General features: G+C 60.9%; 26 protein-coding genes. 10 read left to right on the top strand and 16 right to left on the bottom strand.

The features are described from left to right. Positions 1 to 80 precede the first annotated feature (80 nt). Positions 81 to 968 carry a LysR family transcriptional regulator gene (locus EGT36_RS10955; protein WP_037091662.1) on the top strand — a complete coding sequence of 296 codons (888 nt, stop codon included), beginning with the start codon at positions 81 to 83 and terminating at the stop codon, positions 966 to 968. 227 nt (positions 969 to 1195) lie between these two features. Here EGT36_RS10955 and EGT36_RS10950 read toward each other — a convergent pair whose 3' ends face one another. Together EGT36_RS10950 and EGT36_RS10945 are read right to left on the bottom strand one after the other, a co-directional pair. After that, complete coding sequence (locus tag EGT36_RS10950) at positions 1196 to 3544, bottom strand: methyl-accepting chemotaxis protein (RefSeq protein ID WP_034495901.1); 2349 nt, start codon at positions 3542 to 3544, stop codon at positions 1196 to 1198. 167 nt (positions 3545 to 3711) lie between these two features. Continuing rightward, a complete protein-coding gene (locus EGT36_RS10945; protein WP_004440555.1) occupies positions 3712 to 4593 on the bottom strand; it encodes a branched-chain amino acid aminotransferase in 882 nt (293 codons plus the stop codon). A 338-nt stretch (positions 4594 to 4931) separates the two neighbouring features. On the opposite strand from EGT36_RS10945, the gene tam reads away from it, so the two are divergent. Further along, entirely contained in the window at positions 4932 to 5702 is a 771-nt protein-coding gene (gene tam / locus EGT36_RS10940; RefSeq protein ID WP_004440553.1) for a trans-aconitate 2-methyltransferase, read from the top strand. A gap of 250 nt (positions 5703 to 5952) precedes the next feature. Here the strand turns inward: tam and EGT36_RS10930 are convergent, their stop codons facing one another. Next, complete coding sequence (locus EGT36_RS10930; protein WP_004440552.1) at positions 5953 to 6321, bottom strand: VOC family protein; 369 nt, start codon at positions 6319 to 6321, stop codon at positions 5953 to 5955. A gap of 48 nt (positions 6322 to 6369) precedes the next feature. After that, entirely contained in the window at positions 6370 to 7077 is a 708-nt protein-coding gene (locus EGT36_RS10925; protein ID WP_037091665.1) for a helix-turn-helix transcriptional regulator, read from the bottom strand. A 187-nt stretch (positions 7078 to 7264) separates the two neighbouring features. On the opposite strand from EGT36_RS10925, the gene EGT36_RS10920 reads away from it, so the two are divergent. Both EGT36_RS10920 and EGT36_RS10915 read left to right on the top strand, forming a co-directional pair. Beyond that, the gene (locus EGT36_RS10920) at positions 7265 to 8188 is read left to right on the top strand and encodes a bestrophin family protein (RefSeq protein ID WP_125270396.1); all 924 of its coding nucleotides are present in this window, start codon (positions 7265 to 7267) and stop codon (positions 8186 to 8188) included. Between the two features lie 111 nt (positions 8189 to 8299). Continuing rightward, positions 8300 to 9127: an aldo/keto reductase gene (locus EGT36_RS10915; protein WP_037091670.1), complete on the top strand. Its 828-nt coding sequence runs from the start codon at positions 8300 to 8302 to the stop codon at positions 9125 to 9127. 25 nt (positions 9128 to 9152) lie between these two features. On the opposite strand, the gene EGT36_RS10910 is transcribed toward EGT36_RS10915, so the two are convergent. From EGT36_RS10910 to EGT36_RS10900, 3 genes are all read right to left on the bottom strand, one after another. Then, entirely contained in the window at positions 9153 to 9764 is a 612-nt protein-coding gene (locus EGT36_RS10910) for a LysE family translocator (protein WP_125270394.1), read from the bottom strand. A gap of 186 nt (positions 9765 to 9950) precedes the next feature. After that, positions 9951 to 10790: a helix-turn-helix transcriptional regulator gene (locus EGT36_RS10905; protein ID WP_037091675.1), complete on the bottom strand. Its 840-nt coding sequence runs from the start codon at positions 10788 to 10790 to the stop codon at positions 9951 to 9953. A 70-nt stretch (positions 10791 to 10860) separates the two neighbouring features. Then, positions 10861 to 11619 carry an SDR family oxidoreductase gene (locus EGT36_RS10900; protein ID WP_037091677.1) on the bottom strand — a complete coding sequence of 253 codons (759 nt, stop codon included), beginning with the start codon at positions 11617 to 11619 and terminating at the stop codon, positions 10861 to 10863. Positions 11620 to 11722: 103 nt separating this feature from the next. Between EGT36_RS10900 and EGT36_RS10895 the strand changes: the two genes are divergently transcribed. Continuing rightward, positions 11723 to 12154 carry a winged helix-turn-helix transcriptional regulator gene (locus EGT36_RS10895; RefSeq protein ID WP_125270392.1) on the top strand — a complete coding sequence of 144 codons (432 nt, stop codon included), beginning with the start codon at positions 11723 to 11725 and terminating at the stop codon, positions 12152 to 12154. A 6-nt stretch (positions 12155 to 12160) separates the two neighbouring features. Here the strand turns inward: EGT36_RS10895 and EGT36_RS10890 are convergent, their stop codons facing one another. Beyond that, positions 12161 to 12553, bottom strand: coding sequence for a hypothetical protein (locus EGT36_RS10890; protein WP_004440538.1), 393 nt, complete (start codon positions 12551 to 12553; stop codon positions 12161 to 12163). A 312-nt stretch (positions 12554 to 12865) separates the two neighbouring features. Here EGT36_RS10890 and EGT36_RS10885 point away from each other — a divergent pair, with 312 nt between their 5' ends. Beyond that, on the top strand, positions 12866 to 14437 hold the full coding sequence (locus EGT36_RS10885; protein WP_037091681.1) for a helicase HerA-like C-terminal domain-containing protein: 1572 nt from the start codon (positions 12866 to 12868) through the stop codon (positions 14435 to 14437). Positions 14438 to 14493: 56 nt separating this feature from the next. Here the strand turns inward: EGT36_RS10885 and EGT36_RS10880 are convergent, their stop codons facing one another. The 3 genes from EGT36_RS10880 to EGT36_RS10870 are packed head-to-tail and all read right to left on the bottom strand — an operon-like array spanning position 14494 to position 16050. Next, entirely contained in the window at positions 14494 to 14844 is a 351-nt protein-coding gene (locus EGT36_RS10880; protein ID WP_004440535.1) for an Atu4866 domain-containing protein, read from the bottom strand. Beyond that, positions 14841 to 15317, bottom strand: a complete 477-nt coding sequence (locus EGT36_RS10875) for a carboxymuconolactone decarboxylase family protein (protein WP_037091682.1) — start codon at positions 15315 to 15317, stop codon at positions 14841 to 14843. The genes EGT36_RS10880 and EGT36_RS10875 overlap by 4 nt, the downstream gene beginning before the upstream one ends. A 10-nt stretch (positions 15318 to 15327) precedes the next feature. Beyond that, positions 15328 to 16050 (bottom strand): SDR family oxidoreductase, encoded by a 723-nt coding sequence (locus tag EGT36_RS10870; protein WP_037091684.1) that lies wholly within the window; start codon positions 16048 to 16050, stop codon positions 15328 to 15330. 121 nt (positions 16051 to 16171) lie between these two features. Between EGT36_RS10870 and EGT36_RS10865 the strand changes: the two genes are divergently transcribed. Beyond that, positions 16172 to 17068: a LysR family transcriptional regulator gene (locus tag EGT36_RS10865; protein WP_037091686.1), complete on the top strand. Its 897-nt coding sequence runs from the start codon at positions 16172 to 16174 to the stop codon at positions 17066 to 17068. 39 nt (positions 17069 to 17107) lie between these two features. Here the strand turns inward: EGT36_RS10865 and EGT36_RS10860 are convergent, their stop codons facing one another. The 3 genes from EGT36_RS10860 to EGT36_RS10850 form a co-directional block, all read right to left on the bottom strand. Next, positions 17108 to 17887 (bottom strand): VOC family protein, encoded by a 780-nt coding sequence (locus tag EGT36_RS10860; protein ID WP_037091688.1) that lies wholly within the window; start codon positions 17885 to 17887, stop codon positions 17108 to 17110. A gap of 93 nt (positions 17888 to 17980) precedes the next feature. Next, a complete protein-coding gene (locus EGT36_RS10855; RefSeq protein ID WP_037091690.1) occupies positions 17981 to 18469 on the bottom strand; it encodes a DUF1579 domain-containing protein in 489 nt (162 codons plus the stop codon). Between the two features lie 29 nt (positions 18470 to 18498). After that, positions 18499 to 19227: a DUF899 domain-containing protein gene (locus EGT36_RS10850; RefSeq protein ID WP_004440526.1), complete on the bottom strand. Its 729-nt coding sequence runs from the start codon at positions 19225 to 19227 to the stop codon at positions 18499 to 18501. A 149-nt stretch (positions 19228 to 19376) separates the two neighbouring features. Here EGT36_RS10850 and EGT36_RS10845 point away from each other — a divergent pair, with 149 nt between their 5' ends. From EGT36_RS10845 to EGT36_RS10830, 3 genes are all read left to right on the top strand, one after another. Further along, complete coding sequence (locus EGT36_RS10845; protein ID WP_006700023.1) at positions 19377 to 19823, top strand: MarR family winged helix-turn-helix transcriptional regulator; 447 nt, start codon at positions 19377 to 19379, stop codon at positions 19821 to 19823. Between the two features lie 87 nt (positions 19824 to 19910). Next, complete coding sequence (locus EGT36_RS10840) at positions 19911 to 20333, top strand: YciI family protein (protein WP_004440523.1); 423 nt, start codon at positions 19911 to 19913, stop codon at positions 20331 to 20333. 403 nt (positions 20334 to 20736) lie between these two features. Next, positions 20737 to 22251: an ABC-F family ATP-binding cassette domain-containing protein gene (locus EGT36_RS10830; RefSeq protein ID WP_037091692.1), complete on the top strand. Its 1515-nt coding sequence runs from the start codon at positions 20737 to 20739 to the stop codon at positions 22249 to 22251. A 40-nt stretch (positions 22252 to 22291) separates the two neighbouring features. On the opposite strand, the gene EGT36_RS10825 is transcribed toward EGT36_RS10830, so the two are convergent. Continuing rightward, positions 22292 to 23053 carry an RES family NAD+ phosphorylase gene (locus tag EGT36_RS10825; RefSeq protein WP_004440518.1) on the bottom strand — a complete coding sequence of 254 codons (762 nt, stop codon included), beginning with the start codon at positions 23051 to 23053 and terminating at the stop codon, positions 22292 to 22294. Next, positions 23013 to 23396 (bottom strand): MbcA/ParS/Xre antitoxin family protein, encoded by a 384-nt coding sequence (locus EGT36_RS10820; protein WP_004440515.1) that lies wholly within the window; start codon positions 23394 to 23396, stop codon positions 23013 to 23015. The genes EGT36_RS10825 and EGT36_RS10820 overlap by 41 nt, the downstream gene beginning before the upstream one ends. Positions 23397 to 23398: the final 2 nt, after the last annotated feature.

Raw genomic sequence — 23398 nt, 5'->3', positions numbered from 1 at the left:
TCATTCACGCCGTCATTGTGCATTGCGGCGCAGCCAAAATAAAGATTATCTGACTTATACAAACGATAAGGTTTTCTTTGATGATGGATCTCGACCTTCGGCAAGTGCGAAGTTTCATGGATGTGGCCGATCTCGGCAGCTTTTCCGCCGCCGCCGACAAGGCCGGAGTGACGCAGCCGGCCATCAGCCTGCACATAAGGCTGCTTGAAAAACAGCTGGGCGTGCGGCTGATCGAGAGGGTGGGCAGGCGCGCCCAGCCGACGGCGGCGGGCCGCGACTTCCTCATTCATGCAAGGCGGATTGCAGAAGAGGTGGCGCACGCCATCGATACGGTCGCGCCGCATCGCAGCGGGGTGACGGGACGCCTGCGCATCGGCACAGGCGCCACCGCCTGCATCTATCTCCTGCCGCCGGTTCTGGGGCGTATTCGCGCAGCCATGCCCGGCATCGAGATCGTGGTGCAGACGGGCAATACCCACGATATCCTGCGGCTTCTGGAGGCCAACACGATCGACGCCGCCGTGGTGGCCCTGCCCGCCAGCGGCCGCAGCCTCGATATCAGCGATATCCATTTCGATGAGCTGGTCGCCGTCTTCCCGAAAGATATGATCGCGGACACAGGGCCGCTCACCGCAGATGTGCTCTCGACCAAGCCGCTGTTGCTCTACGAGGGCGGCAATACGCGCAGGCTGGTGGATCAATGGTTCGCTGCAAGCGGTCGTGCCGTGCAGCCGACGATGGAACTCGGCAGCGTGGAAGCCATCAAGAAACTTGCAGGCGCCGGGCTTGGCCTTGCCATCGTTCCACGCATGGCAGTGGAACAGGACGCCACTCCATCGGGGCTGCAATGGCGCTCACTCAATCCGCCGCTCGAACGCCGGATCGCTCTCGCGATGCGGCGCGACAAACACATGACTGCGCCGCTGCGGGCGCTTGCCGCAGCACTGCCGGACGTGCGGAAAAGGTGAAGTCCGCGCCGGTTGCGAGGGCCGGCTTCGACCTGTTGACGACATGGAACCGTACTCTCTCATCCGTCATGCCGGACTGGATCCGGCATCCAGCCACGGCGCGTCTGCGCCGTGAAGAGAGTTTTTCGCGATCAAGGACTTGATCGCGCTGGACCCCGGATCCAGTCCGGGGTGACGGAGCCCATAACCAAGCCTCCACCCACACATTCAGTCCACGAGTTTCGTTCTCAGAACTCCGTCCAGTCGTCACCCTTCACGGCCAGTGCCGCATTGCCGCGTGCAGCGATCGGGCGGGCTTTCGGGGCGGAGGTGACCGGCGCAGGGGCCGGGCTTGCAGCGCGCTGCATCTGCCGCGCCGTCTCCCGCAGGGCCGAGGTCTGGTGGCCGAGCTGGAACTGCGCCAGCAGCGCCTGGAGGTTGGCGCATTCCTGTGCGAGCCCCGCACCGGCCGCATTCATTTCCTCGACCATGGCGGCATTCTGCTGCGTGGCCTGATCCATGTGGTTGACGGCGGTGTTGACCTCGGAAAGGCCGGCAGACTGTTCCTGTGCTGCGGTCGCGATGGCGTCCATGTGGCTGTTGACGGAGAGCACCAGCTGCTCGATCTCGGAAAGCCCGACGCCGGTATCGGCCACCAGCTTCACGCCTTCGCCCACCGCAACGGCTGACGTATTGATGAGCTGCTTGATTTCCTTGGCCGCATTGGCGGAGCGCTGCGCCAGTTCGCGCACCTCCTGTGCAACGACGGCAAAGCCCTTGCCGGCATCGCCCGCCCTCGCCGCTTCAACGCCGGCATTCAGCGCCAGAAGGTTGGTCTGGAAGGCGATCTCATCGATCACGCCGATGATCTGACCGATCTGACGCGAGGAATGTTCGATGCGTTCCATGGCGGCAACGGCATCGCGCACCACCTTGCCGGAAAGATCGGCCTTCGTCCGCGCTTCCCGTACCGTGTCGCGCGCTTCGCCGGCGCGTTTGGACGTGGCGGACACGTTGGCGGTGATCTCTTCCAGCGCGGCGGCTGTCTCTTCCAGGGAGGCGGCCTGCTGTTCGGTGCGGCGGGAAAGATCGTCGGATGCCGACGACACCTCGTGTGCGCCGCCATTCACCGTCTGCACGGACTGGCCGACGCTGGTCAGCGCTTCGCGAAGCTGGTGCACGGAGCTGTTGAAATCGTGCCGTAGCGCCTCGAATTGCGGCGCGAATGGCGTGGCGATCTCGCAGAGCATATCGCCCGAGGCGAGGCGGCGCAGGCCGCCTGCCAGCGAACCCGTCGCCTGGTTGAGCCGTGCTTCGGCTTCGGCCTCGGCACGCTGCTGCAGCTCGATGCGGTCGCGTTCGGCCTGTTCCCGGTTTGCGACGGCATCCGCCTCCAGCTGCCGATTGCGGATGGCGGCCTCACGGAAAACTTCCACGGCCCGGGCCATCTCGCCGATCTCGTCACCGCGTTTTGCGCCAGCGATATCGATTGCGAGATTGCCACCCGACAGTGCCATCATGGCATTGGTCAGCCGGCTGATCGGCCGGGTGACGCGGCCGACGATGACGGCAAGCGAGACAATGCAGAGGGCGAGCGTGACCACGAAGACCGCGAGAAAGATCACCGCATCGGTGAAGGCTTCCTGTTTCGCCTTCTCGGCGTTGGCATCCAGCACGTCCATGGCGGCAGAAGCGATCTTGGCAATCGTGCCGAGATTTTCCGTGACGGTAGTGCGCCAGCTATCCATGGTAAAGGACGGCGTGCGGCCATTGTTCAGGTCTTCGATGAGCTTGGTTCGCTGGGCGTTGAAATCGCCCTTGAAATAGGTCTTGTCCGCAGTGGCGTAGATGTCCTTGAGCGATTGCGGCGCCGATTCATGCGCCACGAGATCGCCCGTTGCTTTCCACGCGAAAGCCGCGCCGGCATCGAAGGCGCCGAGCTGCTGCATTTCCTGGGCGGTAAGAGGACGGTTCTGCGCCACAGCAGCGTTGAGGACAACGGTGGCGCTGCCACCAAGCGCGCGGGCGGACCAGCCGTAGGATCGCAGCTGAATGAGGCCTGTCTGGCCCTGATCCAGCGAACGGACGGCGCCTTCCAACGCAGTCGAGCCGGCTTCGAGAGACGCAAGGAAATCGGCGCCCAGCGTCATCACGGTCTTGTCGAGGCCGTTTTCGCGCCGATCAAGCGGCTGGGAAATATTGGCGTCCACCTTCTTTCGCAGGTCGACGAACTGTGCGTAGACATCGCTCACGCGCTTGAGCGGCCCCTGGAGCTTCGCATCTGCAATCGACGGAGACTGCGCGATAAAGGCCGTCATGGCGGCATCCACCTTCTGACGCGCCGCCTGCACGCTGGCGACGCTGCCCGCCGATTTCGAAGGATCGACAGTGAGCGCGGTGGCGCTGTCGCCGCGCTCACTGCGGAAATTCAGAAGCGCGTTGAAGAGAAGCTTGTCGAGCGCGACAAGCTGCGCAACCTCAGAAAAGGCGCTGGCACGATTGACCGAGCGCCAGGCTTCGTTGCCGACCAAACCGGCAAGTGCAAGGCTGATAGTGAGAAAAAAACCAACAAGTACATTTCGAATGCTGAAAGACATCTGGCGGCCCCCGCTGCCCGGAAGTGAAGATGTCGCAAGCTACAATTCTGTTTTCTAAAATTGGATTAAATTACCCCCTGTTTTCAGGGTTTTTTTTGCATCGCAAAAAAATGGCCATGACCGACCGAATGTCTGTCATGGCCGTTTCACGCGAATAGATGCAGAATTCAGACGTCTGCGCCGAGACGTGCCCATTCCATGTAAAGATCAAGCGCCTTGCGGGCGACCGGGCCGGCCTGCAGCTCGCGGTCGTCGAGCTTCACGACAGGCGAAACCTTGGAATAGTTGCCGGAGCAGAAGATTTCGTCGGCCTCACGGAAATCCTCAACCGAAAGCGTCGCTTCCCGCACGTCAAAACCGGCCTGGCGCAGAAGACCGATCACGCGTGAACGGGTGATGCCGGCAAGGAAGGTACGGTTCGGGACCGGCGTGAGAACGACGCCGTCCTTGACCATGAAGATGTTGGCGGAGGCTGACTCCGCGACATTTCCGTTCATGTCCCGCATCAGGGCGTTGTCGAAACCGCGTGAGCGCGCTTCCAGAATCGCGCGGCCGCTATTCGGATAAAGGCTGCCTGCCTTCGCGTCCGTCATTGCCGTTTCCGGCGAAGGGCGGCGCAGCGGCGAGACGGTGAGCGTCAGCGGCTTGCCGGCGTCCATCGGCGCTTCGAAAAGGCAGAGCGCAAACCGGGTGGAACTGGCATCCGGTGCAACGACGCTGCCGGGCATGCCGTGTTCGGCCCAGTACATCGGCTTGATGTAGATCGCCATCTTGCCGTCGAATTTCTTCACGCCTTCGAGCGCCAGGGCCTCGATTTCCTCGGCGGTCATGGTCGGCTTCATGCCCATGTTGACGGCAGAGCGATTGACGCGCTGGCAGTGCAGATCAAGATCAGGCGCGACGCCATCGAACCAGCGTGCACCATCGAATACCGTAGAGGCCAGCCACATGGCATGCGAGGTTGGCCCGATGAGCGGCGGATTGCCAGGCAGCCATTGACCGTCAACATAGGTCCAGGTGGTTGATCGGGGTGCGGTATCGACGCTCATGATGGTCTCCTGTCTCGAGCGTTTCCGTTCGGTAAAAAACGCTCCGTCTTTTTGTTCTGATGCATTGCCGGATGAGGAACGCTGTGCGCGCGCAACCGGGCATGTGCGGGAAATCGGCCGGAGTGAATGCCTCTCCCTCAATGAGGTCAAGTTTTAATTGCCGCGATTTCTGATTTTGATGGAAAATAACAAAGCAGCGGCCCCGCCGGGATGTTTTATGAGGCGAAACAAAAGGTTGGTGAATAGATTCATCACAATAATTCATCGATTGAATGATGGCGGGGCGATTTCGCCCATGCGATGCTGACGATCTGACGGCAGTCCGCAGGAGAAAAATCATGGCATGGTCCGCACAGCAATATCTGAAATTCGAAGACGAGCGGACGCGCCCGGCGCGGGATCTCCTGGCCCAGGTGCCGCTGGAGCGGGTGCTGAACGGCTATGACCTCGGTTGCGGTCCCGGCAATTCCACCGAGCTTCTGACCGACCGTTACGGCGTCAATGTCATCACCGGTATTGATAGCGATGATGATATGCTGGCGAAGGCAGCAGACCGGCTGCCGACCACCCGATTCGGCAAGGCCGACCTCGCGCATTGGAAACCGGCGCAGAAGGCGGACCTGCTTTACGCCAATGCCGTTTTCCAGTGGGTGCCGGATCATCTCGCCATTCTTTCGCAACTGATGGACCAGCTGGAAAGCGGCGGCGTTCTGGCCGTGCAGATGCCTGACAATCTGCAGGAGCCGACGCATATCGCGATGCATGAGACAGGTGACGAAGGCCCATGGAAGCAGACTTTCTCCGATGGCCGGTTGCGGCGCAAACCCCTGCCCGCACCTTCGGATTATTTCAACGCGCTTTCACCGAAATCCGTGCGGGTGGATGTGTGGCACACGATCTATAATCACCCGATGAAAGATGCGGACAGCATTGTCGAATGGGTGAAAGGCACGGGGCTGCGCCCCTATCTCGCCGCCGCCGGCGAGGAGAACCGCGAAGCCTTTCTCGCCGACTATACGCGGCGTATCAGGGAGGCCTATCCGCCGATGGCGGATGGTCGGTTGCTTCTGCGGTTTCCCCGCCTTTTTGTCGTGGCGGTCAAGACGTAGGGCATCAGATGCGACGTGCGATTGTCACACGCGGACGCCTCCCCATCGCCCTCATTCCTGTGCCTGTCCCAGGAATCCAGCCAGCCCAAGTCCTTGGGCTGACAGGGCTCTCCCCGCCGCGCAGACGCGCGTCGACTGGATTCCTGTGACAAGCACAGGGATGAGGAGAGTGCGGAGCAGGAGCGTGCGGAATACCGCGTTCATGGACGAGGATGGCTTTATTTGACCAACCCGGCCAAGCCGCTTGTCATCAGCTCGCGAAGGCATAGACCCGGAGGCGATGGCTGTCCGGGTCGGCGGCCGTGAAGGTATAACCGAACTCCATTTTCGCTGGCTGCTGCAGCATGGCGACGCCTCTTGCCTTCCAGCTCGCGAAAGTCTCTTCCACCTGAAGGTCGTTTTCGACGCGGAAGGCGAGTTCGACGCCGCCGCCCGTAACGGATGCCTTCGGTTCCACCGTGTGCCGCGACCAGAGGCCGAGCTTCATGCCGTTGGCAAGGACGAAGAGGGAAAATGTCGGGGAGGCTTCGACGGGATCGACGCCCAGCAGGGCCTTGTAGAACTCGGTGCTGGCCGGCGGATTATCGACGTAAAGAATGGTGAAATCGGGGTGGGTCATGGTTGTTCTCCTGTGTTGCGGATGAACGGTTTCTAGACCCCGATGCTGTCAGTTTTTGTCAGCATGTTGCCGCCGCCGCTGTTTTTCCCGTTCGCGCCATTCTTTCAGCAGCACCTGGCGGCGGCGCGAATAACGGCCGTCGAGGGGACGAAAGCTTTCGATGCGGTCAGCCCGGAAACTGCGGTAGTCCTGCCGTGTCTCGCACCAGCCCAGCACCACCCGCACCAGATCGAAAAAAGCGAGTGCGAAAGGCCAGATGACCCGCTCCGTCACGTCCCCCTTTTCGTCGCGATAGGTGATGACGACCCTGCTTTCCCTGCGAATCGTATCGCGAATGGCCGCCAGATCGACATGGATGGCCGCAAGCCCCTGCCCCGGACCGACAAGCAGGGTGGAGTGATCGAGTTCCTCCCGCAGGGCTTTGGGCAGAACGGCGGCGATCTTGACGAGTGCGGCGCGCGCAGCCTCCGCCAGTCCGGCATCGGCGCGGCCCGCCACCCAGCGCGAGCCGAGCACCAGCGCCTCGATTTCGTGCTGGGAAAACATCAACGGCGGCAGCAGGAAACCGGGACGCAGCACATAACCCACGCCCGCTTCGCCCTCGATATCGGCGCCCTGCGCCTGAAGCGTTGCTATATCACGGTAAAGCGTGCGCAGGCTGACGCCGGTCTTCGCGGCAAGGGCTGCACCACTCACCGGCATGCGGTGGGAACGAAGAATCTGCAACAGATCAAGAAGCCGTTGTGAACGTGACACGCGACATTTCCTTCCACCCCGCACGGTCGGATCATCTATTGACGATGCCCGCGATAGACGCGTAGCGCTGCCAGCGGCCGTGCGCAACCACGCAAAAAAGGGTGGACAAGGCCGCGTAGCCAGCATGTAGATAGGGTCGGGCATTTTCACGCGCCCCCACCCGCCACAGGCATTTCGAGTTTCCACCATGATCGTTCGTCCAAAACCGAACCTGCTGCAGCTGTTCCTCATCGTGCGCGGCTCCATCATCGTCCGCATCTTTCCGCAGGTGCTTGCGGTTTTCCTGCTGTCGACGCTGGTGGTCTGGGCGCACAAGGATCGCCCGGATCTGGTGCAGGCGCTAAATGGAGCGCCGTTCTCGCTGCTCGGCATCGCGCTTTCGGTGTTTCTCGGTTTTCGCGCCAATGCCTGTTACGATCGCTGGTGGGAAGCCCGCAAGCAGTGGGGCGCGCTGATTACCGTGGCCCGCACGCTCTCGCGCCAGACCTTGATGCTGGAAGGCCGGCAGGATGTGGCCGATCCCGTCACCCGCAAACGGATCACCGATCTTGTCATCGCCTTCTGTCACGCGCTGGTCTCACATCTGCGTCCGGCGAATGCGACGGTCACCACCGACCTCATTCCGGAGGACCTTTCGCAGACCTATGCCCGCAGCCGCAACAGGCCGGACATGCTGCTGCGCGAAATCTCCGGCGCCATCGTCTCCGCTCATGGCAAAGGCCAGATCAGCGATATACAGTTGCAGATGCTGGATGCGACCGTGCATCAGATGGGCGCCGCACAGGCTTCGTGCGAGCGCATTCGCCACACGCCGGTTCCTTTCGGTTATTCGCTGCTGCTGCACCGGACCGCGCATCTTTTCTGCCTTCTCCTGCCGTTCGGTTTCACCGATCTGCTCGGCTGGGCGACGCCTTTCACGAGTACGTTGATCGCCTATACGTTTTTCGGCCTCGATGCGCTGTCCGACGAGCTGGAGGACCCCTTCGGCACCGGCCTCAACGCGCTGCCGATCAATGCCCTTGCCACCACAATCGAGATCAATCTGCGCGAGGCGATCGGCGATACCGACCTGCCGGCCGATCCGCGTCCGGTGGATTACGTGCTGATGTGACTGGCGTCGCCGGGTTGAAACCGATCGTGCGGATACCAGTTAATGAAAGACGGCTTCCCTGCCCCCCGGCGTCCGCGCCGGCCATGTTTCAGCAAACAGGAGAGACATTCCATGTATGACGTCAGCGCAAATGGCGCGAACATTCCCGCCCTCGGTTTCGGCACCTTCCGCATTCCGGAAGACGATGTCAGGCGCATTCTGCCGGAGGCGCTGAAGCTCGGTTTCCGCCATGTCGATACCGCGCAGATCTACAAAAACGAAGGGGCCGTGGGCGAAGTCATCGCCAAGTCGGGCATTTCCCGGCACGATATATTCCTGACCACAAAGGTCTGGGTGGACCGCTATCGCCACGACGATTTTCTCGCTTCCGTCGATGAGAGTCTTGCAAAGCTGAAGACCGACTATGTCGACCTTTTGCTGCTGCACTGGCCAAAGAGCGATGTGCCGCTTGCCGAGCGCATGGGCGCGCTGAACGCGGTGCGCAAGGCCGGAAAGGCGCGCAATATCGGCATTTCCAACTTTAACGTGGCGCTGACCGACGAGGCGGTGAAACTGTCCGACACGCCGCTTGCCACCAACCAGATCGAATATCACCCCTATCTCGACCAGACGAAGGTGATTGCGGCTGCGCGCAAGCACGGCATGTCGGTGACAGCCTATTACCTGATGGCCGACGGCAAGGTGCCGAACGACCCTGTTCTGAAGGATATCGGCGCGAGGCATGGCAAAACCGCCGCGCAGGTAACCCTTCGCTGGGCGGTGCAACAGCCGGATATCGTGGCGCTTTCCAAGACGGCGACGGAAAGCCGCCTCAAGGAGAATTTCGATATTTTCGATTTTGCGCTCTCGGAAGAAGAAATGCGGGCAATCCATGCACTGGCAAAGCCGAATGGCCGCATTGTCAGCCCCGGCCACCTCGCGCCCGACTGGGACAACTGAGACGACGGGGCCGTTTGGTCCCCCCTTATCGCTCGGTCAAGGCCAGCTTCGCCCCCAGCGCCACGAATGCGGCGGCGAAGCTGCGTCTCAGCCAGGCGAGGACCGCTGGGCGTGATATCACCTGACGCCTTACGGAGGCGGCAAAGCAGCCATAAAGCGCAAAGACCAGAAACGTCATGGCCATGAAGATCAGCCCGAGATCGACCATGCGCCATGTCGGCAAAGCTTCATCCGGCGCGATGAACTGCGGCAGGAAGGCAAAAAAGAAGATCGACAGTTTCGGGTTCAGCAGATTGATGAGGATCGCCTCACCGATGACGCGGGCGGCTTTTTGCGGCTGCCTCGTCTCATCGATCTTCAGCGCGCCATTCTCCTGCAGCGTGTTCCACGCCATGTAGAGCAGATAGGCGACCCCCAGATATTTGACCACGCTAAAGGCCAGCGCACTGGTGTGCAGGATCGCGGCAAGACCGGTGATGGCGGCGAGCAGATGCGGCACGATACCGAGCGTGCAGCCGAAGGCCGCAATGACGCTCGCCCGCGCCCCCTGCGAAAGGCCGGCAGCCAGCGTGTAAACCACGCCGGTGCCCGGAGAGGCAGCGACGATGAAGGATGTGATGAGGAATTCGGGTGTCATGATGCGGTGTCCTGTGGGTGAAGGACGAGAGCATGGTGATGACTGGGGCGGGTGTCTTGGATGAAATTGCAGGGCCAAATCCGCACACCGTCACCCCGGCCCCCGAGCCGGGGTCCAGCGTGGTCAAGTCCTTGACCACGAAAGACTTCTTTCACGGCGCAGACGCGCCATGGCTGGATGCCGGATCTAGTCCGGCATGACGGAAGAGAGCGACGATCCGCCGCCCGTCGCCGCCCGGTAAACCGCCGGCGTCACCCCGAACTGGCGCACGAAAACCCGGTTCAGATGGCTCTGGTCGGCAAAACCGGCAAGGAAGGCAACCTCGGCCGGCGGCTTACCTCCGGCCAGCGCGTGCCGGGCCAGATGGACGCGCCGCTGGAGAAGATAGCTGTGCGGCGTCAGGCCGGTTGCTTTTGCGAAGGCGCGCAGGAAACGGAATTGGCTGATGCCGGCTTCCGCGGCCAGATCGGCAAGGCGGAACGGGTGGGCAGGGTCGTCATCGATGCTGCTTTTCGCGCGCCTGATGGTGTCGGGCGAGGTCACCACGGGCGGTTTAGCCGCCGTCTCCATCGCAGCCGCCAGAAGCATCAGCAAGGTCTCGTCGCTGTGCAGGGTTTCGCCCGGTCGTTCCTTCGCAGTGACGGCGGAAAAGACAGCGTTGAACCGCTCCGCCAAAGGCCTTGCATCAACAGGATAGGCGAATTCGAAAAAGCCGCGATCCTTCTCACAGACATCGGCAATGACATCGCGCACGATATCGATGTCGAGATAGAGCATCCGCCAGGCGCGGCCGCCCTCCCCGAGCGGGATACCGTCATGTATCTCGCCGGGATTGACGGTGATGACCTGACCGGCGGCCGCTTCCACCATGCCACGGCCGGAAAGCGATTTCTGCGCGCCGCGTTCGATGACGCCGATACCGAATTGATCATGCATATGGCGTGGGAAAGAACGATCGCTATCCGCCACTACGGCGACGACACCGGGCATGCTGGTTTTCGGCATCAGGAACCGGCCTTGGGCCATGAAAGCGCGCACTCCTCAGATAGGAGCGCGACGCTATCACAGGATGTCCCCATGCGACAGACGCTGCCGCTCAAGGATGCATATGGTTGATCATGGCGAAGACCTGATCGAAATTACCGTTCTGCGCGGCAAACCGCAGCGGCTTGCAGCGTTCCACCACCACTTCCTTCTCGTCCGGACGATTTTCGAGGATATCCATGACCTCGGCAATGAAGGCATCAAGCGGCATGGCTCTTTCATCCTTCGCCTGCCCCTCACCCATCAGCGTCGTCTGCACGTAAGGCGGCACGATTTCGATGACTTCCACCGGCGTCTCTTCAAGCTGCTCGCGCAGAGCGACCGAATAGGCATGAATGGCGGATTTGGTGGCGCTGTAGGTGGGGGTCAGCACCATCGGCACGAAGGCGAGGCCGGAGGAGACCGTCAGCACCGTCGCAGCGGGTTGCTTGAGGAAATGCGGCAAAAGCGCCGCCGTCAGGCGGATGGGTGCAAGAAGATTGGTGGCGATGGTTTCTTCGGCCGTGTCCAGATAATCCGGGGCTGCGGCGATGTCTTCCGGCCGCATGATGCCGGCATTGTTGATGACGGCGTTGAGAGTGGGATGGGCCTTTACCAGAGCCTCTGCGAAAGCGCGGATGCCTGCCGCGTCCGTCGCATCCATCACCATCGAGGCCATGCCGGGATTGGCGGCCGTCACCTCGTCGAGTACGGCCTGGCGCCGGCCGGAAATGATGACCCTGTTGCCGGCCTTGTGAAAGGCCTCCGCCAGAGCACGACCGATGCCGGAACCGCCGCCGGTGATGAGAATGGTATTGCCAGAGATTTTCATGGGAACATCCTTTGCTTGTTGGCTGAAAGGAAGTTAGCTATGATACTCTCCAATCGAAAGTAGGCACCCAAAAGATTTATACTTACCAAATGGAGAGTGTAAGATGAAGCGGCATGCAGCCGACCCGGCCATCGAGAACCGGCGCAAGGTTCCGCCACCCACGGATACAGATCCGGCAATAGAGGCGCTGGTTCAGGACATCATTGCCAAGGTGGCCGACAAATGGACGATGCTCATTCTCGAAGTGCTGGAAGAGCACGGCACGCTGCGCTTTACGCAGATTGGCAAACATGTGGGCAATATCAGCCAGAAGATGCTGACGAAGACGCTGCGGCAGATGGAAAGCGACGGGCTGGTGCGCCGCACGGTGCATCCCGTCATTCCCCCACATGTGGATTATGGCCTGACGAACCTTGGCCGCACGCTGGGCAGCGCTTTTTGCGGGGTGTGGATATGGGCGGAAACGCACCATGCCGAAATAGAAGAGGCGCGGCGCCTGTTCAACGAACAGCCGCCACGCCCCGCGATAGAATAGTCCGGCTCAGGCGAACTGGCTGAGGCCCGGGACCGAGGCGATCACCTGATCGACGGTTTCATCGCCGGCATGCTGACGGGCAGCGGCGATGGTTTCCTTGGCGAGGGTGGAAATCTCGCTCATGCCAAGGCCCTGGCTCATCAGCTGCTGGCCAAGCCCCATGATGCCGCCGCCGCCGATGGCGCTCATCAGGCCACCAAGCAGACCGCCGCCGCCGGCACCTTCGCCATTATACTGCGCCACCAGATCGCTCGCGCCGGGAATGGCTTCGATCATCCGCGCGATCGGGCCGTCTGCAGCCTCGCGCTGGAGAAAACCGAGAATCATGCCAATGGCCTTTTCAGCCAGTTCAGGGTCGATCCCCGCCTTTGCGGCGATCTGATCCACGACTTCGTTCATTCTTGCCTCCTGTTGAAAAACGACGTCAACTTCTACGAACTGACGTTAACGTCAACGTAAAACAATCTCATGTGGCATTCAAGCGGCCATGAGCGGTGCGGCAACTTTCATCAAGCGCTTTTTCTTCATCGCCATCAAGCAGTTGTTGCGCCTTGAAACTGTCCTTATAAGATCATCGCAACCAAACTATGAAAGGGCTGCTCCCCGCCGGAGTCTCCCTATCATGCCGGAACACTTTTAATTCGGACATGACTTTTGCAAAATCCGCCGCGATTTTAGGGGTCGTGTTTCAGCCGCAGGAGAAATTGGTCGATGTTGCAGGACGGACAGCTCTATATCGGCACCAGCCGCAATCCGGATGACAGCCTGAACAAGGGCGAATATCTGGAACTGAAATTCGGCAACCGGCACGGCCTCATCACCGGCGCGACAGGCACGGGCAAGACCGTGACGTTGCAGGTTCTGGCAGAAGGTTTTTCGAAGGCCGGCGTTCCGGTCTTCTGCGCCGATATCAAGGGTGACCTTTCCGGAATCGCAGCCGAAGGCGAAGCGAAGGACTGGGTGCAGAAGCGCGCCGAACAGATCGGCTTTACCGATTTTTCCTACGGCAAATCGCCTGTCATCTTCTGGGATCTCTATGGCGAAAAAGGCCATCGCGTGCGTGCCACCATCGCCGAAATGGGGCCGCTGCTGCTCGCCCGGCTGATGGATGCTTCCGAGGCGCAGGAAGGCGTTCTCAACATCGCCTTCAAGATCGCCGATCAGGGCGGGCTGCCGCTGCTCGATCTGAAAGACCTGCAATCGCTCCTCAACTATATGGGCGAAAACGCAACGGAACTCTCCAACCAGTTCGGCCTGATTTCCAAGGCTTCGGTCGGTTCGCTGCAGCGCGGGCTGCTGGTTCTCGAACAGCAGGGCGCTGCCAATTTCTTCGGCGAGCCGGCGTTGAAGATCGCCGACATCATGCGTGTGGGCACCGATGGGCGCGGCACGGTTTCGGTTCTCGCCGCCGACAAGCTGATGATGAACCCGCGCCTTTACGCCACCTTCCTGCTCTGGATGCTCTCCGAACTCTTCGAAGAGCTTCCCGAGGTCGGCGATCCGGAAACGCCGCGTCTGGTGTTCTTCTTCGATGAAGCGCATCTGCTGTTCAACGATGCGCCGCGCGTGTTGGTGGAGCGTGTGGAGCAGGTCGTGCGCCTCATCCGCTCCAAGGGCGTTGGCGTTTATTTCGTGACGCAGAACCCGCTCGACGTGCCGGAGACCGTGCTTGCCCAGCTCGGCAACCGCGTGCAGCATGCGCTGCGCGCCTATACGCCGCGCGAACAGAAAGCCGTGCGCACGGCAGCCGATACGTTTCGACAGAACCCGGCCTTCAACACGGCAGATACCATCACCACGCTCGGCACGGGTGAAGCGCTGATTTCCACCCTGCACGACAAGGGTGCGCCCTCCATCGTCGAGCGCACGCTCGTCAGGCCACCATCCGGCCGCGTCGGACCGCTGACGGATGCGGAACGCAAATCGCTGATCGATCTCAGCCCCGTCTCCGGCCAATACGACAAGGATATAGACCGGGAATCGGCTTTCGAGATTCTTGCCGCCCGTGCCCAGAAGGCGGCGGAGGCCGAGGCTGCGAAGCGTGCTGAAGAAGAAAATGCCCAAAACCAGTCCGACAACGCCTCCGGCCGCTGGCGCCTGCCCGGTTTCGGTGATGACGAACCTGCGCAAAATTCCAGCGGCTCACGCAACGGCGGCACGCGCCGTTCCGGCTACCAGCGCGAAACGGTGATCGAGGCCGCGATGAAAAGTGCTGCCCGTTCGGTCGCGACTTCGGTAGGCCGCGCCATCGTGCGCGGGATTTTGGGTAGTTTGAAGCGATAGCAACAAGCGCGCCGCCCGCTCGCGATGGAGCGGGCGGCGCTTGATTGGCGTGGTTATCACTTCTCGCGGTAGAAGATCATGCCGCCGTGGTAGAGAATGTCGTCGACGAACTCGCCATCGGCCGTAAAGCCGGTGTCGTCCCAATAGTCGATGTGGTTGCCCTTCACCTCATACCGTCCCTGATAGGCGCTCTTGCGGTTACCCCGCGCCTCGTCATAGCGGCCATTGGGCAGAAGTTCCTGACGAACGTGGCCATCGCCGGTGACCCACATGCCGACATACGGATGGTTCTGGATCTCCGCGTTTTCGGTCATGTTCACTTCCGTGGCGTTGCTAGATTTGCGGTTCTCCCCTTCGGCCGAAGCCGCCGCAAGCAGAAGCGCAACCGATGTCGATACGATGTTCATTGTCTCTCCACTCCCGTTGCGGCATTGGCGCGGCGTTCCTCGAACAGTTCCGCAAGCGTGCGTGACGCTGCGATGGCTTTTGGGAAACCGGCCGGGACGGTGATCAGATAGATCATCTCCTTCAGTTCCTCGTCGGTTGCGCCCACATTCAGCGCATAACCGGCATGGACTTTCATCAGATCGCGCTCGCCAAGGGCCGCCATGACAGCGACGGCGGCCAGCTGGCGGGTGCGGTTGTCCAGACCCGGCCGCGACCAGACCTCACCCAGGGCATATCCCTCCGTTGCCTGCGCCAGGAACGGAAACTCCTGCCGCATGCGCTCCAGATTGGCTTGCGGCTGGCCATTATTGAGACTGCGGACGACATCATCGCCACGTTTCAACCGGTCATCCGGATGCTGCGTATTTGCGAGCGCGACGGCATTTCCCGCGAGCATTGCAATCGCAAGTGCACTTGAAAAAATGGCTTTCATCTCAATCTCCTCAGGCAGCGGTTGGGCGGACGACGATTTCGTTGACGTCCACATCGTCAGGCTGTTCGATGGCGTAGCGCACCGCGCGGCCGATCGCGTCCGGCTTCAGGGCTATGGCCCTGTAGCTCTGCATCAGTTCGGCGGCGGCCGGGTCGGTGATGGTATGGGCGAGTTCGCTTTCCACCACGCCGGGGTGAATGCAGGTGACACGCAGGTCGCGGTTTTCCTGCCGCAGCCCGTCCGAAATCGCCCGCACGGCAAATTTCGTGGCGCAATAAACGGCCGCCGTTGGCGAGACCGCGAGCGCGCCAATGGAAGCGATGTTGATGATATGGCCCGAGGCGCGCGCGGTCATCTCGGGCAGAACGGCCGCGACGCCATAAAGCACGCCCTTGATGTTGACGTCGATCATGCGGTCCCATTCATCGACCTTGAGCGACGACATCAGCGACAGCGGCATGATGCCGGCATTGTTGACGATGACGTCGATCTCACCGAAAGCCTTGCGGCCTGCCTCTGCGAAGGCTTCGACGCTGTGCCTGTCGATGACGTCAAGCGGATGGACGACGACCTCAGCCCCTGTCTCGCGCAGTTCTTCGGCCAGCGCCTCAAGGCGATCCAGCCGGCGCGCGCCGAGCACCAGTTTTGCGCCGGCGGCGGCCAGCTCTCGCGCAATGCCTTCACCGATCCCGCTCGATGCACCCGTGATGAGAACAACTTTGTTCAATGTCATGGCTATCTCCTTGCTGTTACGGTCGGCTTTTTCGAAATCGACCGTTGCAGGGAAGATAGCGCTCAGGCATTGTCGCGATAACCGTCTTAATATTTACCTCAATGGATAGAATTTCTAACCAATGAACATTGATCTCAATGCTGTTTCGACGTTCTGCCTTGTTGCCGAGGAACGGAATTTTCGCGCCGTCGCGGACAGGCTGGGCGTCACCCGCTCCGCCGTCAGCCAGACCATCCGCAAGCTTGAGGAGACAATGGGAGTTGCGCTGGTCCAACGAACCACCCGCAGCGTGAGCCTGACGGAAGCGGGGCAGCAGCTTTACGCTGATGTCTCCTCTTCCATAGGCGCGATCTCGCAGGCGGCGCAGGCAGCCTCATCGCTTGGCGGCACGGTGCGCGGTCAGCTTCGGCTGGCGGTGTCGTCCATTGCAGAACGTTTCTTGTCGGGACCTCTGCTCGCAAGCTTTGCCGAGGCACATCCCGAAGTGCAGCTCGACATCGTCGTGACGGATGAAGAATTCGATATTGTCGCCGAGCATTACGATGCCGGCGTGCGTCTGGGAGAGCTTATCGAACAGGATATGATTGCCGTTCCGGTATCAGTTCCCCAGCGGCAGCTTGCCGTCTGTTCTCCTTCCTACCGGGACCGATTCGGCCTGCCCGGCCAGCCACGCGAGTTGATCGAGCACAGGTGTATCGGCTGGCGGCCTCGTCCGGGTATTGCGCCATATAGATGGGAATTTGCCGAAAGCGGCCGGGAGTTTGCGGTGGCGGTGGAGCCTGCTTTCACCACCAACGACATGCAGCTGATGATCAAGCTCGCCTGTGCCGGTGCAGGCATTACCTTTGGCATGGAAGAGACATTCCGGCCCTATCTGGAGCGCGGAGAGCTTGTTTCCATGTTGGAAGACTATTCGCCCAGCTTCGCAGGGTTTTATCTTTATTATCCCAGCCGTCGCAACCTTGCGCCGAAGCTGCGGGCCTTTATCGATCACGTTCGCCTGTCGAGAGAGCGATGATCTGCCGGACGTTGCCCCGGCAGATCATCAGCAACAGACTTATTTCTTCTGCGAGACCAGCGAGAAATAGGCACCCTGCGGATCGACGCAGTTAACGATCCAGCTGTCGCCGGGCACTTCCATCGGGCCGTTGACGACCTGTCCGCCGCCGGTACTGACGCGAGTGATGGCGTCATCGATGCCATCCACATTGAAGTAATAACCCCAATGGCAGACGGGAACCTGCGGCATGCGTTTCATGATGCCGCCAACGGCTTTGCCGTTATGGGCGAAGATGCGGTACGGGCCCATTTCGCCCATGTCGAAATCATGGTCCTTGGTCCAGCCGAAGACATCGCCGTAGAAGGCCATCGCTTCATCGACATTGTCGGTGAAGAGTTCGTACCAGCCGACATGGCCCTGTTTCGCCTGCGTATCCTCAGGGAAACCGCCGGTTTCCATTGGCTGCGGCGTCATGATGCAGAGCACGGCGCCATAGGGATCGGCCACCACGGCAAAGCGGCCGATTTCCGGGATATCCTGCGGCGGACGTCGGATCGCGCCACCTTTTTCGGCAAAACGTTTTGCCGTCGCGTCCACATCGTCGACATCGACATAGGCCGTCCAGTTCGGAGGAATGCCCTGGCCCTTGTGCTCGTCGGTCAGTTCCATGACGCCGCCCATGCCCTTGCCGTCGGCTTCCAGCACGAGATAGGGCATTTCCGGCGAGCCGAAATCCTTGGTCTGCCAGCCAACGACATGACCATAAAAGCGGGCGGCCGCTTCCATGTCGGGTGTCATCAGCTCGACCCAGATGAATTTTCCATGCGTATCGGACATTGTCGTCTCCTATGGAGGGTTTGGCGGGTGTTTCGGCAAGCGCCCGCCGCAGGGCGCGGCGGCACGTTCGTTCAGATCAAGTCCGGGCGAGCTTTACGACTTGCGCCGGAACTCCGATGTCATGAAGGTCTTGAATGTGCCGTCCGGCTGCCTGACGCTGCCGGAGAAACTGCGGTGATTGTCATCATGCAGCACCAGCACGTCGTGATAGGTCGCGGTGCCGCCAGAACCGTCGAAAGCGGGGCCTTCCGCTTCCAGCGTCAGGGTCTTCCCGTCCTCTTCCAGCCAGCCCTTGTAGACCCAGAGATGCGTCATCATCGACCCTACCCAGGTGCCGACAAAATTGCCCTTGGCCGGATCGAAGCCGACCGTTATGACGGCCGTCATCCGGTCGCCGTCAGGCATCCTGCCGGAGCTTTCGCCGATGATCCATAACCCGCCGATGGAACGGACGGTCTCCGTAAAACGCTGGTCCGGATCATCAGGATCGTATCCTTCATGGCCGGCAACCATTACCCAGTCGCCGACGAGCCTAGACAGGAATTCGTGTTCCTTCTGCGGCTTGACGCTTTCCATTTCCATTGTCGTCTCCTCCTCTCGTCTTGCCGTTTTCAGTGGCAGCAGGATGCGGCTTTCGGCGCGTCCTCATATTGGTCGTGGCGGCGCACCCAATCCATTACACCCTCTTCATTACGGCCTTTTGGCACCAGATCGAGCAGCATCAATGTGCCGAGCGTCTGCTCCGCGCCGCGGGCATAAGTGGAATAGGTGTGATAGATCTTGCCGTCCTCGCCCCTGGCGAAAACGCTGATGCCGTGCAGGTCCTTCAGGTCGCCATAGGGCGCCATGTCACGGTAATTGTAGGTGATTTCGCCGCTTGCCATATCCTCGTCGCGAAACGAGGCCTGATAATCGTAATTGAAATCCGTGCCTGCGGCTGAAACCCAGGGGAATTTCCATCCCATGCGGTTTTTGTAGCTTTCGATCTTTTCAAGCGGTGCCCGCGACACCGCGACGAAGCCAGCATCGCCATGCTTGAGATGGATCAGCGCGCCATCGACGTGGTCGGCGAAGAAGGAGCAGCCAACGCAGCCCTCCTCCCAGTCCGGCGCCAGCATGAAGTGGTAGACGATCAGCTGACTGCAATCACCGAACAGCTCCTGCAGCGATTTGGGGCCGGAGGGCGCGTCGAAGATATAATCCTTCGTCACCTCCTCCCACGGCAATGCGCGACGGGCTTCGTTCAGCCTGTCACGGGCACGGGTCAATTCCTTTTCCTTCACCAGCAGATCGCGGCGGGCCGCAAGCCACTCCTCTTTTGAAACGACGGGATGAGACATGATCTTTCCTCCTTGGATCCGTCCTTCACCTCGGCGCCGCTCCGTCCCAACGGCCGGCACCGCCTATTTCTGTGCTGAAAGGCAACAAACAGTCTGCAGAGCACCAAGTTCCGCTTGACTAATTAGGTTGATATCAACATATTTAGCGCATGTCAAACGTCAGCGTGATTCCTTTTGCGACAACCATTCTCGTGCGTGATTCCTGCCTGTGCCTGCATGCACAGCGTGCGGCACGGGCGCTGGCACGGCTGTTCGACAATGCGTTGAAGCCGGTGGGCATCAACAATGGTCAATTTTCGCTGCTGATGTCGCTGAACCGCCCGGAGCCACCGCCGATGGGGCCGGTCGCCAATCTTCTGGCGATGGACCGCACGACGTTGACGGCGGCGCTGAAGCCGCTGGAGCGGCGCGGGCTGGTCAGCATCGAACAGGACCCGAAGGACAAGCGCGGCAAACGGCTGCGGCTGACGGCTGAGGGGATGGCCGTACTCGCCGCCGCGTTCCCGATATGGGAGCAGACCCATGCGGAAATCGAAGCAAAGATTGGAAGCGGTGACCCTGAAAGACTGCGCCGCGACCTCATCGATCTTGGCTGACAGGGGCGGAGCGCCCCGGCAAGACTGTCATCCGGTTGTCGCGCCGGAGAGCGAAACTGAACGAAACCCAATTCAGGAGGAATGATCATGCGTGCAATCGTTTTTGTAAAAGCCACAAAAAGCAGCGAAGACGGCGTGATGCCGACGACGGAACTGATGGAGGCAATGGGGAAATTCAACGAAGAACTGGTCAATGCCGGCATCATGCAGTCCGGCGACGGCCTGCACCCCTCCTCCAAGGGTAAGCGCGTGATCTTCGACGGCGACAGCCGCACCGTGATCGACGGTCCCTTCCCGCACACCAACGAGTTGGTCGCCGGTTTCTGGATCTGGAACGTGAAGGACATGGACGAGGCGGTAGAATGGGTAAAACGCTGCCCGAACCCGATGTTGGAGCGCAGCGAAATCGAAATCCGCCCCATGTTTGAAATGGAAGACTTCGGCGACGCGGTGACACCTGAAATCGCCGCTCATGTCGAAGAACTGCGGGCGCGTGTCGGCAACCAATGACGCCAGCGGGCCGAACGAGCCCGGCTGAAAGGATCAGGTGCGGCATCGACTACCTCTCCCACCGGGTAGGCCTTGCCGCATCGCCCCTTCCCACCCTTCTCAAAGTGGGTTGCAACGGATCGCCGCCGCTGTTAATGGTCGGGCGGTTCAACCCGTTTCAAGAAAGGAGGCTTCGCATGGATATTTCCTGCTTCTGGCGCAATCGTCAGCTCTGCCACCTTTTTGCCCTGCGGACACGTTTGCAGGGCTGACCGGAACACCACCCTCTGGTTTGCCTAAAAGGCCGCGCAGGACGCAGTTCGTCTGCCATTGCGCATAGTTTCACGACGGATCACCGATAACCGAACCCACGTCCTGCACGCGCAGGCAACGGTGCGGGTCCGTCTTCGCCAGAGACGACATCATGACCATCATTACGCTGCGCAACCTCGGTATCATCCTTGGCAAACCGCTTTTTTCCAATCTCAGCCTCACCGTGAATGCGGGCGACCGCATCGGCATCGTCGCCGCCAATGGTTGCGGCAAGTCCACCCTGCTCAATTGCCTGGTGGGCGACATGGAGCCCAGTAGCGGCGACATCACCCGGCTGCGCGGGCTCACCCAGTCCATCGTGCGCCAAAATCCGCCTGCCGCCCTGATGGAGCTGACCATGCGGGATGCCGTGCTTTCCGCCCTGCCGGCGGATACGATCGATAGCGAAAGCTGGCGCGCAGACATCATCTTCGATGACATGCTGGTGCCGGAGCCGTTCCGCGAGCGTCGCCTGAAAGAACTGAGCGGCGGCTGGCAGAGGCTTGCCATGCTGGCCAAGGCCTGGATCACAGAGCCTGACGTGCTGCTGCTCGACGAGCCGACCAACCATCTCGACCTTGAAAAGATCAACGTGCTGGAAAGCTGGCTGGGCGCCCTGCCGCGCGACACGGCCGTCATCATCGTCAGCCACGACCGCGCCTTTCTCGACAATGTCACGCGGACGACGCTTTTCCTGCGGCCTGAGAACTCGGCGCTGTTTCGCCTGCCCTATGGCCGTGCGCGCGCGGCGCTGGAGGAGGAGGACGCCGCCGATGAGCGGCGTTTCCAGCGCGACATGAAAACCGCACAGCAGTTGCGCCGGCAGGCGGCCAAGCTCAATAATATCGGCATCAATTCCGGCAGCGATCTCCTGACCGTTAAAACCAAGCAATTGCGCGAGCGTGCGGAAAGGATCGAGGAGAAAGCGCGCCCTGCCCATATCGAACGATCCGCCGGCAAAATCCAGCTCGCCAATCGCGGCACCCATGCCAAGGTTCTGGTCACTCTGGAGGATGTTCCCGTCTCGACGCCGGATGGAACAGTGCTGTTCCGCACCGGCCGGCAATTCATCCGCCAGGGCGACCGCATCGTCATTCTCGGTCGCAACGGTGTCGGCAAGACACGGCTGATGTCACTGCTGCAGGCGGCGGTGACGGGTGATGGCCATATTCAGGAGGGCATCAAGGCCACGCCCTCGCTAGTAGCCGGATATGTCGACCAGTCGCTTGCCGACATCGATGACGACAGCACGCCGGCGACGCTTCTCTCGCATCGCTTCGACATTGGCGACCAGCGCATCCACGGACTGCTCGCCGGCGCCGGCATCGACATGGAAATGCAGAAACGCCGGATCGCCACGCTTTCAGGCGGGCAGAAGGCGCGACTTGCCATGCTGGCGCTCAGGCTGGCGGAGCCGAATTTCTACCTGCTGGACGAGCCGACGAACCATCTGGATATCGAGGGACAGGAAGCGCTGGAGGCGGAAATCATCAGCCGTGAAGCCAGCTGCGTCTTCGTTTCGCATGACAGGAGTTTTGTGCGAACGGTAGGAAACCGCTTCTGGCTGATCGACAAGCGCAGGCTGTTGGAAGTTGACGATCCGGAAGCGTTTTTCGCTTCCGCCTGACATTGTCGGCCCGCCAAGAGGATGAAACAGAGAACGCCCGTCAGCCTAGCAGGCTGGCGAGGCGTGGATCACCGGCAAAATCCGCGGCCGAAAAACCGGTCCGCCGCATCGGGAATTCGCACAGCGCCTGCACCCCGGTTTTCGAAAGATGGATGCGCCAGCTCATCCGCTCCACCGGCGATTTTTCGGCGAAGGCCTTCGGCGACAGGATGGCAATGTTGAGGCCGCCTGCCGGATCGCGCACCGAGCGGTAGAGGATGGCCTCGATCCGGGCGAGACGCGCCTGATCCGCCAGTGTCTGACAAGCTTCGTAATTCGTGGGATCAGTCCACAGGGCCTCGTCGCGGTTGAGTGCCGGTTCGGTCAGATCCAGCGCGGCATCGGTGGCGACGCGGGCGGCAAAGGCGGAATAATCGGCTGGATTGGCAGGCAGCGGCGTACCGGGCGATTCGGCGTAAAACAGCAGCCGGTAAAAGGCCATTTCAGCAAGCGCCGTTTCCACCTTCGCGGCGGCGTAATAAACGCCTTCGGTATAACCCGCGCGGCGGAACCGCGAGCCATGCGGATAGGCTGCGCCATAACGGAAGGGCGTCGCGAGAAGATAATCAAAACCGGCGCATTCGGGTGGAAACGGCCGCTTGCTCGCCTCCAGAATATCTTCCAGCAGCGATTGCTCTTCCACCGTATCCACCAGCTTCATGGTGGAAACCTGGTGCTGCGCCTCCACCAACCGCCAGTATTTTCCCGCCGCAGCGCGTTTTTCAGACAGGAGCGCGTCGGGCGTCCAGATAGGAGAGGACATCGATCAATCCGGTAATGGTAGTCAGCTTGTCGGCAGGTACGGCGCCGAGCGCCGTGTTATGATTGCGCAGCCAGCTTTTCGCCACGGCCTCGTCGCCGCCGGCAATCGCATCCAGCGAACGGAAAACCCGGATCAGCAACACAGCCAGTTCAAAGGATTTGGCACCCGGCTCCAGCAGGAAATCAAGCCGCTTCATACGCGACACCGTGGGCGCGGAAACGCCAAGAATATCCGCCGTGCGGGCGGCATTCAGGCCGAGCCGCTCCGCGGCGGCGATGACAGCCTTGGTGACGACCCTGCCTTGCGATGCGGGGTCCGCGGTGGCCTTGGTGTGAATATTCATGG

This window comes from Agrobacterium sp. FDAARGOS_525, assembly GCF_003938925.1.
GTDB lineage: Bacteria > Pseudomonadota > Alphaproteobacteria > Rhizobiales > Rhizobiaceae > Agrobacterium > Agrobacterium pusense.
The sequence above is the reverse complement of the archived record's forward strand: the minus strand, read 5'-3'. Positions and strand labels throughout refer to the sequence as shown.

Excerpts from the sequence above, each read along its gene's own strand:
- EGT36_RS10955 (WP_037091662.1), top strand. The coding sequence starts at position 81 with ATGATGGATCTCGACCTTCGGCAAGTGCGAAGTTTCATGGATGTGGCC.
- EGT36_RS10950 (WP_034495901.1), bottom strand. The coding sequence starts at position 3,544 with ATGTCTTTCAGCATTCGAAATGTACTTGTTGGTTTTTTTCTCACTATC.
- EGT36_RS10945 (WP_004440555.1), bottom strand. The coding sequence starts at position 4,593 with ATGAGCGTCGATACCGCACCCCGATCAACCACCTGGACCTATGTTGAC.
- tam (WP_004440553.1), top strand. The coding sequence starts at position 4,932 with ATGGCATGGTCCGCACAGCAATATCTGAAATTCGAAGACGAGCGGACG.
- EGT36_RS10930 (WP_004440552.1), bottom strand. The coding sequence starts at position 6,321 with ATGACCCACCCCGATTTCACCATTCTTTACGTCGATAATCCGCCGGCC.
- EGT36_RS10920 (WP_125270396.1), top strand. The coding sequence starts at position 7,265 with ATGATCGTTCGTCCAAAACCGAACCTGCTGCAGCTGTTCCTCATCGTG.
- EGT36_RS10915 (WP_037091670.1), top strand. The coding sequence starts at position 8,300 with ATGTATGACGTCAGCGCAAATGGCGCGAACATTCCCGCCCTCGGTTTC.
- EGT36_RS10910 (WP_125270394.1), bottom strand. The coding sequence starts at position 9,764 with ATGACACCCGAATTCCTCATCACATCCTTCATCGTCGCTGCCTCTCCG.
- EGT36_RS10905 (WP_037091675.1), bottom strand. The coding sequence starts at position 10,790 with ATGGCCCAAGGCCGGTTCCTGATGCCGAAAACCAGCATGCCCGGTGTC.
- EGT36_RS10900 (WP_037091677.1), bottom strand. The coding sequence starts at position 11,619 with ATGAAAATCTCTGGCAATACCATTCTCATCACCGGCGGCGGTTCCGGC.
- EGT36_RS10895 (WP_125270392.1), top strand. The coding sequence starts at position 11,723 with ATGAAGCGGCATGCAGCCGACCCGGCCATCGAGAACCGGCGCAAGGTT.
- EGT36_RS10890 (WP_004440538.1), bottom strand. The coding sequence starts at position 12,553 with ATGAACGAAGTCGTGGATCAGATCGCCGCAAAGGCGGGGATCGACCCT.
- EGT36_RS10885 (WP_037091681.1), top strand. The coding sequence starts at position 12,866 with ATGTTGCAGGACGGACAGCTCTATATCGGCACCAGCCGCAATCCGGAT.
- EGT36_RS10880 (WP_004440535.1), bottom strand. The coding sequence starts at position 14,844 with ATGAACATCGTATCGACATCGGTTGCGCTTCTGCTTGCGGCGGCTTCG.
- EGT36_RS10875 (WP_037091682.1), bottom strand. The coding sequence starts at position 15,317 with ATGAAAGCCATTTTTTCAAGTGCACTTGCGATTGCAATGCTCGCGGGA.
- EGT36_RS10870 (WP_037091684.1), bottom strand. The coding sequence starts at position 16,050 with ATGACATTGAACAAAGTTGTTCTCATCACGGGTGCATCGAGCGGGATC.
- EGT36_RS10865 (WP_037091686.1), top strand. The coding sequence starts at position 16,172 with ATGAACATTGATCTCAATGCTGTTTCGACGTTCTGCCTTGTTGCCGAG.
- EGT36_RS10860 (WP_037091688.1), bottom strand. The coding sequence starts at position 17,887 with ATGTCCGATACGCATGGAAAATTCATCTGGGTCGAGCTGATGACACCC.
- EGT36_RS10855 (WP_037091690.1), bottom strand. The coding sequence starts at position 18,469 with ATGGAAATGGAAAGCGTCAAGCCGCAGAAGGAACACGAATTCCTGTCT.
- EGT36_RS10850 (WP_004440526.1), bottom strand. The coding sequence starts at position 19,227 with ATGTCTCATCCCGTCGTTTCAAAAGAGGAGTGGCTTGCGGCCCGCCGC.
- EGT36_RS10845 (WP_006700023.1), top strand. The coding sequence starts at position 19,377 with ATGTCAAACGTCAGCGTGATTCCTTTTGCGACAACCATTCTCGTGCGT.
- EGT36_RS10840 (WP_004440523.1), top strand. The coding sequence starts at position 19,911 with ATGCGTGCAATCGTTTTTGTAAAAGCCACAAAAAGCAGCGAAGACGGC.
- EGT36_RS10830 (WP_037091692.1), top strand. The coding sequence starts at position 20,737 with ATGACCATCATTACGCTGCGCAACCTCGGTATCATCCTTGGCAAACCG.
- EGT36_RS10825 (WP_004440518.1), bottom strand. The coding sequence starts at position 23,053 with ATGTCCTCTCCTATCTGGACGCCCGACGCGCTCCTGTCTGAAAAACGC.
- EGT36_RS10820 (WP_004440515.1), bottom strand. The coding sequence starts at position 23,396 with ATGAATATTCACACCAAGGCCACCGCGGACCCCGCATCGCAAGGCAGG.